The sequence below is a fragment of the bacterium genome (assembly GCA_030704665.1).
GTDB lineage: Bacteria > Patescibacteriota > Microgenomatia > Woykebacterales > RBG-16-39-9b > JAUYID01.
The window spans coordinates 847,812-860,502 of record JAUYID010000009.1; the positions used below are offsets into that span (position 1 = coordinate 847,812).

Here is a 12,691-nt window from a genome sequence, read left to right on the forward strand (position 1 = left end):
GCGAACCAGCAGGTCTTTACTTCCGGACTTGTTTCTTAATCCCTTTGGCAGCAATAAACCCAACTGTATTCATTTGCGGAAGTTGCAAACTTTGTCCTGTCTTGGGGTTGCGTCCAGTTCTAGCCTTTCGACCACGAATGATAAAGGTACCAAAACCTGAAATGACGACCTTGTCCCCTTTTTTGAGGGCTTCCTCAATCGTATCAAAAGTAGAGTCAACTGCTTCTTTGGCAGCTTTCTTGGTCAGGTGAGCTTCTCGGGAAACTTTTTCGATTATATCTGCTTTGAGCATGACAACACCTCCTTTCAGTCAACACTACGATCTATTCTTAAAATCGACTTGGCAGCCCCTTTTTTGTCGGTTTCGATCAGTACCGAACGGAAAACTTTCGGGCCTGAATCAACCCATTCGAACTTCGCGGGCGCCGTGTCTTTTTGTTTTTTGATAATTATTTCTGGGACCACTCCAAGAACTGAGTGGAGAGCTCCGGTCATACCAATGTCAGAAACGTAAGCTGTCCCCTTTGGCATGATCCAGTTATCGGCCGTTGGCACGTGGGTGTGAGTTCCAACCACAGCAGTCACCCGACCGTCAAGAAACCAACCCATGGCATTTTTTTCACTCGTTGCCTCGGCGTGAAAATCAACGAGGATGATAGCAGGCTTTTCTTTTTCAACTTCATTGAGCAGAATGCTATCCACAGTTCGGAAGGGCTCGTCTGTTGGCTCGGGAATCCACTGTTTTCCGATGAGATTGATAAGCATCACCTTTTCCTTCCCGACATTAGCGTAAGTAAAACCAAAACCAGGATTGTCCGCCGGGTAGTTCGCCGGCCGGATCACGGTCGGATCGTTGTTGAGCTCAGAAACAAATTCTTCTTTAAACCAAATGTGATTTCCAGAAGTAAAAAGGTCAACCCCGTAGCCACGCAGCTCGTCAACCTTATCTTTAGTCGCCCCTTTGCCATGGGCGAGATTCTCGATATTGGCGACCACAAGATCGATTTTTTCTTCTTTAATTAGGTCCGGCAAAACCTCGGCGACTGCTCGCCGACCTGGTCTTGCCACTACATCCCCAATCATTAATATTCGCATAGATTTAAGGTTTAAGTTTTAAGATATCTTAAAGCTGACATCATAAATCTTATAACTATTTAGCTATTGCCTCCGCTCTTGTTTCTCGCATCACGGTAACTTTGACTTGTCCCGGGTAAGTGATCGAGTCATGAATTTTGTCAGCAATGTCATGAGCCAACTTTTCAATGCTGGCATCATCCATCTGTTCTGGGAAAACAATGACTCGGACTTCCCGACCCGCCGCGATCGCGAAAGAGCGGTCAACACCTTGGAAAGAGCTCGCCACATTTTCGATTTCAGTCACCCGTTTGATGTAGTCTTCAACTGATTCGTGGCGCGCTCCGGGGCGGGAACCGGAAATGGCGTCCGCAATCCAAACGATGACTGACTCAACCTGAGAAAAGGGTATATCCTCGTGGTGCTCAGCTACACAAGCAATGACTTTGGGATCGACGTTAAATTTCTTAAGATAATCGACTCCAAGTTGAACGTGAGTTCCTTCTTGCTCACCGGTGAAAACCTTGCCAATATCGTGGAAGAGACAACCCAAGCGGACGATGTTGACGTCAGCTCCTACCATGCGCGCAATTGCCATGCCGATTTTCGTTTCTTCGATCGTATGCAGCATCAAGTTCTGTCCGTAGGAAAATCTCCACTTGAATCTGCCGAGTGTTTCGACAATTTCGGCCGGAAGGTTGTGGACCCCAACTGTAGTCAAAAGCTTTTCGCCCTCCTCACGGCGGATTTTTTCAAAGTTCTTGCGCACTTGCTCGACGATTTCTTCAATCCGGCTTGGTTGGATTCGTCCGTCAGCCATCAAGCGCTCAAGAGCAACCCGAGCAATTTCTCGTCTCTCCCCATCGAAAGAGGAAAGTCGGATACTTCCCGGTGTATCATCGAGATCAACGTCGACTCCGGTCGCTACCTCAAAGGTTTTGATGTTTCGCCCCTCTCGACCAATGATGCGACCTTTCATATCTTCATCGGAAAGTTTCACCGTGGAAGTCGTGTACTCGGCCACATAGTCGGTGGCTCCGGCCTTCATCGCGTCAATCAAAATTCCTTTGGCTTTTTCATCGGCTTCGCGCTTGATTTGGTCTTCTGCTTCTCGAATCCGACGGGCGATTTCTTCTTTAAGGTGTGACTCAGTTGCATCAAGAATAAGCTTTTTTGCTTCCTCTCGTGTCACGCCGGCGACTTTTTCGAGTTTGGCTCCGAGCTCAGCTTTGGTTTTTTCTAGATCGTCAACCTTGTCCTGAATTGTTTTGTCTTTGCTCTCCACTTCAGTCAGTTTTTTCTCGATTGATTCTTCTTTGACTGCCAAACGAGACTCTAGTCCGAGCACCTCGGAACGAATCTTGCGCGCCTCTTCCTCAGCTTCTTTTTTGATTTTTAGGGCTTCTTCTTTCGCCTCTAGAACAATTTCCGAAGCAGCAGTTTCTGGCTTCGCGGCCTTTTTGCTGTTTGGCTGAATTTTATTTTGATAAACGTAGGAAACCCCTCCTCCGACCAAGAGGGCTATCACTGCTATTGCGATTGGATCCATAAATTATTTTCACCTTTTTACCTTTCCTTGGGCAAAGTTCGCCTCGTCTCCGAGACGTGTAAGAGAATTGCTTGATATAACAATGAAAAGTTCTCTATCTTTTCGTTCCACTATTCTAGCCTTTTTGCACTAGCCTGTCAACGATTTTTTTGATTAGGTCCCAAGCAAAGCCACGGCGGGCCAAAAACTGACTAAGTTTTCGCCGAAATTCCTCCTTTGCTAAACCCCTCAAGGTTTTTGCTTTTTTCTGCGCAATCTTGTTTGCTTTTTCTTCTTCTGATTCAACTTTGTTCAAAACTTCGTTAACAACCTCTTTGTTGACCCCCTTCATGACTAGCTCACTTCTCAAGATTCTCTCTGAAATACTTCTTATTTCCCCTCTTTCTTTCACCCACCAACTAGCAAATTCAGTATCATTCAAATAATTAAGTTCTTTTAATTTAGCGGTAACTTGGTCCATGGAACCTAAGTATTCCTGCTTCTCTTCTTCGGTTTCCAGGTCTTTGAGCTTGCCCTTGTAGGTCAAATAGTCTTTGACTTCCTTTTCCGAGTGAGGTCGGGAGCCGAGGAAACGCAGGGCTTTGTTTAGTAGTCTTTCAACTTGATCTTTGTGAATGAGATCCTTAATTTCGCTGTCAGTAACTTGCCTACCGATTTTGAGCTTGTTGAGGTAAGCAATCTCGGCTGAACTTCCGAAAGCAAACTCCTCGTCAATGAAAACATTGACTCGGTCAGCTCTTTTCTTTTGTTTTTCTACAGCAGTAATTAAGCCCATATAAATTGATTTTGAGGTTACTTTTTAGTATAATACGCCGTAACTGAGCGGAATTCAAAGAAGGAGTCTGATCATGCCGATTCCAGGTGTTGTCATAGTGAAAGGTGAGACCCTCGTTGCTGACGAACAGGTCGTGATTACCCAACATGGTAAAGATCTCGTCTGCACTGTTCAGCTCATGGAGAGTAAGGTCTGGGCAGTTCACCCGAAACTCATCAACGAGGGAAGAGTGTGTATCTGGCCGCGCGACAAAATCGCCAAGTACAACTCGAGGAAGGCTAGTCCCCAACCGAAGTACAAGCTTGTCCGCGCCCGAGAAGCCACTGGCCTCTATCCCGTCCTTTACGAGGGGAGAACCCTGAAAGTTGTTCCACGCTGGGGACAGAGTCCGGAGTTCTGGGATGGTGGGGCCAAGGTCAAGGTCCCTGACAACGACTTCGTCATCATCAAGATTGAAGAAACCCACCCAGCTGCAGCAACAAAACCTTCTCTCTGGAAGCGCCCACTGAAAACACTAGGCATCGTGAAGTAGACGTCAGCCACGGACTGCTCAAACCCAGTCGGAGAGAAACTCTTTCCGACTGGTTTAGTCCTCCTCTGGACCTACAACCATCGGAGTTTTACCATTCGCCATTGCTTCTCGAACTTTTTTGTCAATCTCAGCATAGATCTTGGTGTTTTCAGCTAAATACATTTTGGCTGCTTCCCGTCCCTGAGCAATTTTTTGTTTGTCATACTCAAACCAAGCTCCGGCTTTTTGGATGATTCCAGTATCAACTGCGGCATCGAGCATCGAGCCTTCCCGGGAAATACCTTTGTCAAACATAATGTCGAACTCGACTGTTCGAAAGGGCGGCGCAACTTTGTTTTTGACGACTTTGACTTTGACTTTGTTGCCCACCACTCGGTCTCCATCGGTAATGCTCTCAACCCGACGGACCTCAAGACGTACTGAGGAGTAAAACTTCAAGGCTCGTCCACCCGGGGTCACCTCAGGATTGCCGAACATGATTCCCACCTTTTCCCGCAGCTGGTTGATGAAAACTACCAAAGTGTTTGATTTGGAAATTGCACTAGTAAGCTTTCTCATTGCTTGAGACATAAGCCTAGCCTGAAGACCGACGACCGCATCCCCCATATCCCCTTCAACCTCAGCGCGAGGAACTAGAGCCGCCACCGAATCAATGACCACAATATCAATTGCTCCGCTGCGAACTAAAGTCTCAACTATCTCGAGAGCTTGCTCACCGGTATCTGGTTGGGAAATAAGCAATTCTTTGATGTTAACCCCGATTGTTTCCGCTCGCTGTGGGTCCAGTGCATGCTCAGCATCGACAAAAGCGGCAGTTCCCCCTTTTTTCTGAGCCTCAGCAACGACATGAAGAGCAAGAGTCGTTTTTCCGCCGCCTTCCGGGCCAAAAATTTCCACAATTCTTCCTTTTGGCAAACCCCCGACTCCAAGAGCCATGTCCAAACCCAAAGACCCGGTCGGAATGACATCTACATTCATCTTGTCCCCAGCTTCTCCGAGCTTCATGATCGCGCCTTTACCAAACTGTTTTTCGATTTCCGCCATTGCAGTTTTGATGGCTTCTAGTTTTCCGTCTGTAGACATGTGAATTCCTCCTTAAAAATTAGTCTTATAAGAGTAGATATTATCGTTAACGTACCATAAGAAATGGGGTGTGACAAGCGATCATTTTTGGGGATTTTTCTGGATGGTTGCTTTTAAATCCTGCTTTGCTCTAAAATAAAGATAATGGACAAAAGCTTTAGGTCAGTACTCACTCTAGTTGCCTTCATCAGTATTTTGGTCTGTGCTTTGCTCGCCATTGCTTTGATTCTTGATCTTGCTCCTTCTGAGGAACTTCGCACCGCACTCTCAAAAACTCTGCAGGTCCTAGGAGTGATAGCAATCGCTTCCCTTGCCATTTCATTTATCTTTTCCCTAACCAACAAATCTTAAAATTTTTCTAGCATTGAAGATTGACCGCAAAGTAAATATAATCTGCTAACTCCTTTAGTTCGGGGAGTAGGACTTTTTTGAGAGTTATATCAAAAAAGATCCTGCGGGCTTTAAAAGCCCTTAGTTCAGTGGTAGGCTAGTCTTACCGACTGGTCCTCCCACTTCACAAATTAATAATATCGGGGTGTAGTTCAGTGGTAGAACGCAGGGCTGGGGGTCCTGATGTCGTAGGTTCGATTCCTATCACCCCGACCAAGGTTTTTGAAGCTAAAACCCTTCTCAACCCTAAAATTTAATCGAACCTTATGCTAGAATTTAGGGGTGAATATTTTGTTTTTTCTCTCCGCCTATGTCGCTGAAATCATTGGCACAACTGCTGGTTTTGGCTCCTCCACTGTTTTTCTCCCATTAGCGTTACTGTTTTTTGATTTTCGGACAGCTTTAGTCTTAGTTGCTTTCCTTCATATTGCCGGAAGTATCGGCAGGATTAGTTTTTTCCGATACGGGTTAGACCGAAATCTTATTATTAAGTTCGGGATTCCTAGCGTTGTATTAACTTTGGTCGGGGCTTTACTTGTTGCTCAACTTAACCAAGAGGTTTTGAAAGGTATTCTTGGTACCTTCTTAATAATGTACGCCAGTTACTCTCTTTGGAAGGAAATTTTTCAGTTTAGTGCTACAACAACCAATGCAGTGATTGGTGGAAGTCTGTCTGGATTTCTGGCCGGACTCATTGGAACAGGAGGGGCCTTGAGAGGAGCGTTTCTGACTGCCTTTGGGTTACCAAAAGAAAAGTATATTGCCACCGCTGCTTCTATCGCCCTTGCGGTTGACTTAACAAGAATTCCGGTCTACCTACAACAAGGCTTCTTAGACCAAAAGTATTACTGGTATTTACCGGTGTTAGTAGTTTTGGCTTTTGCGGGCTCGTTTACTGGAAAACAAATCGTTCAACGTTTGCCCCAAGATAAATTTAAGAAAGTTGTTTTGGTAGCAATTCTCTTGATTGGTTTGAAGTTTATTTACGATTGGTTGTTTTAACTAGCCAAGAAAAACCTATTTAGGTTCGCGGGGCTGAAATCTAAAGAGTTCGTCTGAGGACAAAGTTTCCTGATACGTCCAACAAGGCCGACCAACACAATTTGTGCCTGAGTTACTCTATATCATAATATATCAAGGCTGAAGTGTTATCTAACCTCTGAGGCTAATAAGCACGTCAATTAGATACAATTAGACTTGCAGACATTGTTGAAGCGTGAGCACTACAGTGGTAATTATATTGACCTAAAGTCGTGAAGATTTGAGAAAAAGTTTGTCCTTGAGTTAACTCTCTTGAGTTCTGTTGTGGAAAATAAGTGTGTTCTGGGTGAGTTTCTGTATTAACAAAGTGTCCAACACTATCTTGATTTACCCAAACAACTTTAGTTCCTGGTGAAATAATTACTTTATCCTCCCCAAACTTAATATCTTTCATTTCAATCGCAACTTCTGTTTGACCTCTTAAATCTTTGTATGAGGCTTTTTTTGAAAAATCAATTGTAAAGGAAAAATTACCCTCGTGGCAGCTATCGTCAGGCCAACAAGCCGTATATTTTACTAAATATTCGCCATTAAGCATCTCTCCCTTAAGCATCCTCTTCAGAGCTGTTTTGGAATCCTCAATTAAAACTTCTCCCTCTGACCACTCCTTCCCAGATTTATCAGTAACAGATACCCTACTTTTATCTGAGAGGTCAAAATCAAAGTTTATTGTCACGTTTATTGGTTGGGCTGCATAAGTTTCGTTGTGTAGTGGGGTTGAGTCCAGGAAATGAGGGGTTTTCTTCTGTCCCTTGGAGGAAGTTTTGTCTTGGTTGAGAAAAAACACCACTCCAACCACAATCAGTAAAGAAGTAGCAGCTATCCCAGTTAAAATTATATAAGTTCGTTTCATAACTTAACTGAGAAGCCAAAAGAACCTTGATGGCAGCTTCCATCTGGCCAGCAAGCAGAATAAGAAACGGAGTAGTTTCCAGTTTGAGAGGTGTTTATAGGTACATTAATATTAAGCTTATCGGAACTTATTTGCTTTTCTCCGGTAACAACACTAACCCCATCGCGTGTGACTTCAATAGTCGAGTTGTTCGCCAGGTCAAAGTTAAACTGAATTGATACCTGATTTAAACTTGTGGTTAACAGCTCATTATTGGCTGGGGCGCTAGACACATAATGGGGCGTCTTAATGTTTTGAAAAGTTTCCTGGATAAACTCTGTGTTTGTAGGGATTGTTGAGGTAGCCTCGTCTGTTGAATTTGTAGAAGAAGTTAGTGAAGATGTTGTGTCCTCACCTGTCTTAATATTGTTGTAGTAAAGGATAAGAACTACGGTGATTAATGCCAAAATTACTACGCCAGCTGAAATAATCGCCACTTTTTTCATATTAAAGCTATTCTAACACATAAAATTAAAATCCTGACTGAAAACGGTTTAAATTTGCAGGAGAGAAATTAAAAGAATTTAATTGAGACCAGAGGTGCCTGAAGTTTCTTAACACAAGATTCTTTAGAATTTTACATCGTCTACCTGTCTTACAGCTCCAAAGCCGAGCAAAAACGAAATATACCCGTCCACAATTCCTTTATTAAAATAACCAGTTTGCGATACTTACAAGAAAGGATATAATTTACTCAATGGTCGAGAATCCAAATTCAACAAACCAACCAAACACTCCCAATAATAAAGTGAGTAGTTTGTCTAAAAGGAAACTGGTTTGGGTGGTTTCAATAATTGCCCTGATAATATTAGCTGTTGTATTGTACTTAACTTTTGTATCGGACAACCAAAAGACAACTGATACGAACAAGGCCGATAATAAAACGGCAACAAAAAGTGTTGGAAAAAATTCAACCGCAGCAAATACTAAAGAAGATACGAAAACGGTCGAGGAGGGTGCTACTACTCAGAAAGAGGGGGAATTAATTATTACTGAAAAAGACTTTGGTCAGTTCTTTGCCATAAGTAATGGCCAACAAGTTTTTCTGAGGTTGTCAAACAAGTACAGTTGGTCAGAAACAGAACCAAAGACCACCGGGGAAATTACGTTAGTTCCGACTAACTATAAAACTGACCCAGGTTTCAAAGAATGGCAGGTGAACTACACAACCTCTTCAACCGCAACTATTGAATCAAATATCACAACCGGAACACTGGGAACAGATGCGGAAATTACAAAGTTCTTTGTCACCCTAAAAATCCAAAAGATCTAAAGAAGTGTTCCTAAGTCCAGAGATTTCTCAAATTGCCTGCTGCGCGAAGCTTTAGCGAAGTGTAGTCCAACAAGGACGACCAAATTTAGGCAAGTTTTGCTCGATGTTGAAGAATGTTAGCCCATGTTAAGGCCTCTTCGGCCCAAACTTCGTCGTATGAAGATTTGCTCTTTAATTCGTTAAAGGCAGATTTGAAATCCTGAATTGTTTTTTCAAACCGAGAATTCTTCTTAACATTTTCTAATTCAATTAAATAATCTTGAGTCTCACTAATAAAGGCGGGGATCCGTGCTGTCTTTCCCTCATCTGCCCAACGACCCAGTCTCCCTAAATTTACAGCAATGTTTAAAGTTATTTCTTGTGCAGTCATTTTAGTAGCTTAATGATAATTTCTGTCATTGCCGAGCGGGTTTCCTCATCCAACACCTCACGACTATTATTGTTCTGAATAGGTCTTAAGTTTATCATTGAGTCGTAATCAATTTCACCTGTTTCTAAATCTAAACCCCCACCCCAAAGACTGCTTTGCTTACTTCCGTTTTGCAACAACATTTGCTCTCCGTCAAAATGTCTTTTACCTCCGGCCGTTAGGATTTCTTTTTCAATATCGACGACTACTTTAATATAGCCATCAAACTCTTCGGCTGCTTTCTTGAGATTTTCTTCTGAGATTGACTTATCAATTAGTAACAACATACAGCTGCCATTTTAACACGTAGTGAGAAAATATCGATCGTAATAATGATAAATGCAGTATTTCTCGGAAACTTCCCTTTGATCGATATTCTAGCATTTTCTATAAAACCCCAAAACTTGACATATACGCCAGTTCTGTTACAATTCCAGTTAGACTTGTAACAATTTCTATGGAAAAGGTAGCTAATTTGTACACAGCTCAGGAATTGGAAGAACTTCTCGGGAAGAAGTACTTTTATAGACAGGGAATATATCGACTTGCTGAAGACGGCAAAATAAACTCTTACCAAGTCAGTGGTGTGTTGTATTTCTCCCGTGCTGAATTAACTCTGGCAGCTCTTAACAAACTGGTAGAACGAATCAGGTATAGATATCCTTGGGTGACTAGGTTTCCACTAAAGGTTAGGGATACCGATAGTAAAGAGATAATAGTTTACGGGTTTCCTGATGGCAGAGAAATAGCGGCCGATACAGAAAGTGAAACAGAAGAAGATTTATTAAATAAACTTGAAATTCTACGAGAGGAGGTGACAAGAATGGCAGACATACCAGTTAACCCACCACATGAACCAGGACCACTACCCCCGCCACAGGGGCATCATGGTCCTCCACCGCCTCCGCCTCATCACGGACCACCTCCACATCATTTGGAGATGATGGAAGCTTTGAGACGAATAGAGGATAAGTTGTCTAGAATAGAAGAAAAGATTGGTTAAACAAAAAGAGTAGGCCTACTCGAAAATTTAGTTGTACTGAAATTAAGAAACCAGTTTAGGCTATTGTGACTGAAGTAAAACTATTTAATTACAATAGAAAGGAATCCTCTATGACAGCGAACAAGAAGAAAACCAAGGGATTTTCAGACGAAGAGCGAGACGCAATGAAGGAGCGCACCCTGGAACTGCGGGCAAACAAGGCGGACGGTGAAAGCGCCGTGCTCGCTAAGATCGCCGAAATGCCGGAACCGGATCGCGCCATGGCCAATCGGATCCATACTGTCATTAAAGAAAGCGCGCCAGAGCTCTCGCCGAAAACCTGGTACGGTATGCCCGCGTATGCTAATAATGACGGCAAGGTCGTCTGTTTCTTCACAGCTGCGTCAAAGTTCAAATCAAGGTACGCGACGCTCGGCTTCAATGATACAGCGAAGCTAGACGAAGGCCACATGTGGCCGACCTCCTTCGCGATCACGAAGTTAACAGATGCCGAAGAAGCAGAAATCACCGCGCTCGTGAAAAAAGCAGTGGGTTGAGAACAAACCTTTTGTCCTATTAGGAAGCTCTGGCAAATTCAACTGCGTTATCTGGTTTTATAAATGGCAAGCGATCTTCGATAAAAGCGAATCTTCTGGGGTAATTCTCTTGCAGGTATCTCGAGTTGGTAGTGTAAATTCTGACAGATTCAGCAAAGTCCTCGCTCATTATCGTGTCCTCACCACTTCCATAGATATCAGCGTGCCTTAAAGCGTAATCACTGACAAATTTTCTTCTTAAAGATGATGCCTCGGTTTCAACTATATTCTTATACTGTGTTCGAGCTTCTTGATCTCCTTGAAAACCAAAGCGATGGGCAAACTCATGTGAGACCGTACCCAAAATAAAGGCCCTCATTTTATCCTCGTCAGACTCCAAATCTATGTCCGCTAAATAATCATAATCTCCTGGCTTTTCTACCCCAAAGGCCCTCAACTCAATATGATGGAAACCTCCGTGGTCACCGGCTGTAGCTCGAACCTTGTAAAGGTTTTTGACTTTACTTGGATCATCTACTCCTTCAAGGAACATAGCAGCTTGAAGATAGCGGTCTCTGTCATCTGCGATCAAGACTACACCCTCCCAGTGAGCAATATTTCTCTGGTGCAGTTCATTTCCTCTTTGAATATCCTTTTCCCCGATAAATATTTGATACTGATCATTTTTCGAAATCTTTGCAATTTTTGCTTTTCTAACTCCTTCAGGGCTGAAGGTAGCCTGCAAAAACTGCAGAACTTTCTCATTGGGAATTTTTGGATCTTCGGTAGTTCCAAACCCCTCAATTTTTGGCCCGACTAGGAGCAGTCTTTTCGCCTCTTCGTAGTTCTGAGCCATATTATTGACTAGAATTGACTCAACCCCAACCTCTATTTCTGTTCTGTCATCAGGAATCTTATTAGCAATATCATCAACCACCGCCCGGAAGTCTGTCTCCAAAGAGTTTAACCTCTGATTTTCTTCTTCTGTTGTTAGGCTCAACTCCCGAAGAGATGCCAAACGGTGTCTTCCACTGACCAATACTCTGTTCGATTCAGAAGAGTACTGGACCCCAAAAAATTTATGATTATACTTTTTTTCTGCTTCAAGAATTCTAGCCTTTACTTCCTCCGGATTCCAACCTTCGTTTGCTTCCAAAACCTGGATCGCAAACTCGTTGTACGCATCAATTGCCTCTTGTGGAGTAAATTTAAACCCCTCGTCCTCTTTGGAAAACAGAAGCTTGACTCCAAAAGCAGCTTCAGCTGGTGGTTTGGAAAAATCTTTTTCTTTTCCAGCCCGGAAATTCTCTTGGGCCTTTTTAGCATCAAAATCAATTGCTTCTGGTCCGGAATTCTCAATTTCACTCATGCTTTGATTATAAGATCTGGATATTTAAAAAGAAACGATCTGGTTCCTAAAGTTAAAGCTTATATAAGCAATTAGAGGCTACCCTTCTAGCACTTTGGTGTTAAGATAGAAAATAAAATATGATTGGTAGAGTCAAGTACATGGCAATTTTTGTTTCCATCCTTCTTGCCTTTATGGCGATGTCGGCTATGGCAGTTGCCATGGAAGGTCAAACCGGTGGAGTCTTTGGTGAAAGGATGCTTTTCGGGTTCTCGGCAGATTTTTGGATTCTTCGGGTAATGGTTCCACTCTTTCTGCTTCCTGTAATAATTGTTGCCGGTCTTGAATCACGAATAGTTGGAACACTTGCCATTGCTTACGTCATTGGCAGTGTAGTTGAAGATTTTTTCTGGTTCGTTGTTAATCCATACTACGGTCTGGGAAAGTGGAATAGTACTGACGCTACCTGGCCTAACTGGATTAAAATTGGACCTTTTGAACTACCTCTTTTCTACCTTATCAGCTTTGCAGTGACGCTAATATTGTGGTTTGTCTTTTTCAAAAATGCCAACAGGGTTAATTTATTTTTTAAGAAGTATTTACCTTGGGCAACGACTAAACTTTGACTCGCCTCGACATATTCAAAACGCTTCTTTGCTTGCAACCATCTGCCTTTTAAAGCAGCTAGACTCTCCAAATTGGGTTTATATTTGGTCAACTTTTTAACATTTTTGCTATCTAGACGTATAATTGTAAAATCCCGAATTCTTAAGAATTGACAGATCAAAAGAAGGAGACTGATCTTGA

Annotated in this window: 17 protein-coding genes and 1 tRNA gene; 8 read left to right on the forward strand and 10 right to left on the reverse strand. The window is 42.9% G+C overall.

Annotated elements, in window-relative coordinates:
- Window positions 1-16: 16 nt before the first annotated feature.
- The 4 genes from Q8P13_04925 to Q8P13_04940 form a co-directional block, all read right to left on the reverse strand.
- Window positions 17-292 carry an HU family DNA-binding protein gene (locus tag Q8P13_04925; protein ID MDP2671769.1) on the reverse strand — a complete coding sequence of 92 codons (276 nt, stop codon included), beginning with the start codon at window positions 290-292 and terminating at the stop codon, window positions 17-19.
- A 14-nt stretch (window positions 293-306) separates the two neighbouring features.
- Window positions 307-1,095 carry a TIGR00282 family metallophosphoesterase gene (locus Q8P13_04930; GenBank protein MDP2671770.1) on the reverse strand — a complete coding sequence of 263 codons (789 nt, stop codon included), beginning with the start codon at window positions 1,093-1,095 and terminating at the stop codon, window positions 307-309.
- Between the two features lie 55 nt (window positions 1,096-1,150).
- On the reverse strand, window positions 1,151-2,623 hold the full coding sequence (rny, locus tag Q8P13_04935; GenBank protein MDP2671771.1) for a ribonuclease Y: 1,473 nt from the start codon (window positions 2,621-2,623) through the stop codon (window positions 1,151-1,153).
- Window positions 2,624-2,738: 115 nt separating this feature from the next.
- Window positions 2,739-3,398, reverse strand: coding sequence for a RecX family transcriptional regulator (locus Q8P13_04940; GenBank protein MDP2671772.1), 660 nt, complete (start codon window positions 3,396-3,398; stop codon window positions 2,739-2,741).
- Window positions 3,399-3,471: 73 nt separating this feature from the next.
- Between Q8P13_04940 and Q8P13_04945 the strand changes: the two genes are divergently transcribed.
- The gene (locus Q8P13_04945) at window positions 3,472-3,930 is read left to right on the forward strand and encodes a hypothetical protein (protein ID MDP2671773.1); all 459 of its coding nucleotides are present in this window, start codon (window positions 3,472-3,474) and stop codon (window positions 3,928-3,930) included.
- 54 nt (window positions 3,931-3,984) lie between these two features.
- On the opposite strand, the gene recA is transcribed toward Q8P13_04945, so the two are convergent.
- Window positions 3,985-5,013, reverse strand: coding sequence for a recombinase RecA (gene recA / locus Q8P13_04950; GenBank protein MDP2671774.1), 1,029 nt, complete (start codon window positions 5,011-5,013; stop codon window positions 3,985-3,987).
- A 144-nt stretch (window positions 5,014-5,157) separates the two neighbouring features.
- Between recA and Q8P13_04955 the strand changes: the two genes are divergently transcribed.
- From Q8P13_04955 to Q8P13_04965, 3 genes are all read left to right on the forward strand, one after another.
- Window positions 5,158-5,364, forward strand: coding sequence for a hypothetical protein (locus Q8P13_04955; protein ID MDP2671775.1), 207 nt, complete (start codon window positions 5,158-5,160; stop codon window positions 5,362-5,364).
- Window positions 5,365-5,544: 180 nt separating this feature from the next.
- Window positions 5,545-5,619: transfer RNA gene (locus tag Q8P13_04960), tRNA-Pro, on the forward strand.
- 66 nt (window positions 5,620-5,685) lie between these two features.
- Window positions 5,686-6,405 carry a sulfite exporter TauE/SafE family protein gene (locus tag Q8P13_04965; GenBank protein ID MDP2671776.1) on the forward strand — a complete coding sequence of 240 codons (720 nt, stop codon included), beginning with the start codon at window positions 5,686-5,688 and terminating at the stop codon, window positions 6,403-6,405.
- Between the two features lie 175 nt (window positions 6,406-6,580).
- Here the strand turns inward: Q8P13_04965 and Q8P13_04970 are convergent, their stop codons facing one another.
- Window positions 6,581-7,297, reverse strand: coding sequence for a plastocyanin/azurin family copper-binding protein (locus Q8P13_04970; GenBank protein MDP2671777.1), 717 nt, complete (start codon window positions 7,295-7,297; stop codon window positions 6,581-6,583).
- Entirely contained in the window at window positions 7,294-7,782 is a 489-nt protein-coding gene (locus Q8P13_04975; protein MDP2671778.1) for a copper resistance protein CopC, read from the reverse strand. Before Q8P13_04975 ends, Q8P13_04970 begins: the two co-directional genes overlap by 4 nt.
- Before the next feature lie 251 nt (window positions 7,783-8,033).
- Here Q8P13_04975 and Q8P13_04980 point away from each other — a divergent pair, with 251 nt between their 5' ends.
- Window positions 8,034-8,609, forward strand: coding sequence for a hypothetical protein (locus Q8P13_04980; protein MDP2671779.1), 576 nt, complete (start codon window positions 8,034-8,036; stop codon window positions 8,607-8,609).
- An 85-nt stretch (window positions 8,610-8,694) separates the two neighbouring features.
- Here the strand turns inward: Q8P13_04980 and Q8P13_04985 are convergent, their stop codons facing one another.
- Together Q8P13_04985 and Q8P13_04990 are read right to left on the reverse strand one after the other, a co-directional pair.
- Entirely contained in the window at window positions 8,695-8,979 is a 285-nt protein-coding gene (locus tag Q8P13_04985; protein ID MDP2671780.1) for a hypothetical protein, read from the reverse strand.
- Window positions 8,976-9,305, reverse strand: a complete 330-nt coding sequence (locus tag Q8P13_04990; GenBank protein ID MDP2671781.1) for a DUF5674 family protein — start codon at window positions 9,303-9,305, stop codon at window positions 8,976-8,978. The genes Q8P13_04985 and Q8P13_04990 overlap by 4 nt, the downstream gene beginning before the upstream one ends.
- A gap of 170 nt (window positions 9,306-9,475) precedes the next feature.
- On the opposite strand from Q8P13_04990, the gene Q8P13_04995 reads away from it, so the two are divergent.
- Window positions 9,476-10,021: a helix-turn-helix domain-containing protein gene (locus Q8P13_04995; protein MDP2671782.1), complete on the forward strand. Its 546-nt coding sequence runs from the start codon at window positions 9,476-9,478 to the stop codon at window positions 10,019-10,021.
- Window positions 10,022-10,131: 110 nt separating this feature from the next.
- Window positions 10,132-10,557 (forward strand): DUF1801 domain-containing protein, encoded by a 426-nt coding sequence (locus tag Q8P13_05000; GenBank protein ID MDP2671783.1) that lies wholly within the window; start codon window positions 10,132-10,134, stop codon window positions 10,555-10,557.
- A 19-nt stretch (window positions 10,558-10,576) separates the two neighbouring features.
- Here Q8P13_05000 and Q8P13_05005 read toward each other — a convergent pair whose 3' ends face one another.
- On the reverse strand, window positions 10,577-11,905 hold the full coding sequence (locus tag Q8P13_05005) for a hypothetical protein (protein MDP2671784.1): 1,329 nt from the start codon (window positions 11,903-11,905) through the stop codon (window positions 10,577-10,579).
- 119 nt (window positions 11,906-12,024) lie between these two features.
- Between Q8P13_05005 and Q8P13_05010 the strand changes: the two genes are divergently transcribed.
- Complete coding sequence (locus Q8P13_05010) at window positions 12,025-12,510, forward strand: hypothetical protein (GenBank protein MDP2671785.1); 486 nt, start codon at window positions 12,025-12,027, stop codon at window positions 12,508-12,510.
- Window positions 12,511-12,691 lie beyond the last annotated feature (181 nt).

Coding starts and splice junctions, on each gene's coding strand:
- Q8P13_04925 (MDP2671769.1), bottom strand. CDS start 292: ATGCTCAAAGCAGATATAATCGAAAAAGTTTCCCGAGAAGCTCACCTG.
- Q8P13_04930 (MDP2671770.1), bottom strand. CDS start 1,095: ATGCGAATATTAATGATTGGGGATGTAGTGGCAAGACCAGGTCGGCGA.
- rny (MDP2671771.1), bottom strand. CDS start 2,623: ATGGATCCAATCGCAATAGCAGTGATAGCCCTCTTGGTCGGAGGAGGG.
- Q8P13_04940 (MDP2671772.1), bottom strand. CDS start 3,398: ATGGGCTTAATTACTGCTGTAGAAAAACAAAAGAAAAGAGCTGACCGA.
- Q8P13_04945 (MDP2671773.1), top strand. CDS start 3,472: ATGCCGATTCCAGGTGTTGTCATAGTGAAAGGTGAGACCCTCGTTGCT.
- recA (MDP2671774.1), bottom strand. CDS start 5,013: ATGTCTACAGACGGAAAACTAGAAGCCATCAAAACTGCAATGGCGGAA.
- Q8P13_04955 (MDP2671775.1), top strand. CDS start 5,158: ATGGACAAAAGCTTTAGGTCAGTACTCACTCTAGTTGCCTTCATCAGT.
- Q8P13_04970 (MDP2671777.1), bottom strand. CDS start 7,297: ATGAAACGAACTTATATAATTTTAACTGGGATAGCTGCTACTTCTTTA.
- Q8P13_04975 (MDP2671778.1), bottom strand. CDS start 7,782: ATGAAAAAAGTGGCGATTATTTCAGCTGGCGTAGTAATTTTGGCATTA.
- Q8P13_04980 (MDP2671779.1), top strand. CDS start 8,034: ATGGTCGAGAATCCAAATTCAACAAACCAACCAAACACTCCCAATAAT.
- Q8P13_04985 (MDP2671780.1), bottom strand. CDS start 8,979: ATGACTGCACAAGAAATAACTTTAAACATTGCTGTAAATTTAGGGAGA.
- Q8P13_04990 (MDP2671781.1), bottom strand. CDS start 9,305: ATGTTGTTACTAATTGATAAGTCAATCTCAGAAGAAAATCTCAAGAAA.
- Q8P13_04995 (MDP2671782.1), top strand. CDS start 9,476: ATGGAAAAGGTAGCTAATTTGTACACAGCTCAGGAATTGGAAGAACTT.
- Q8P13_05000 (MDP2671783.1), top strand. CDS start 10,132: ATGACAGCGAACAAGAAGAAAACCAAGGGATTTTCAGACGAAGAGCGA.
- Q8P13_05005 (MDP2671784.1), bottom strand. CDS start 11,905: ATGAGTGAAATTGAGAATTCCGGACCAGAAGCAATTGATTTTGATGCT.
- Q8P13_05010 (MDP2671785.1), top strand. CDS start 12,025: ATGATTGGTAGAGTCAAGTACATGGCAATTTTTGTTTCCATCCTTCTT.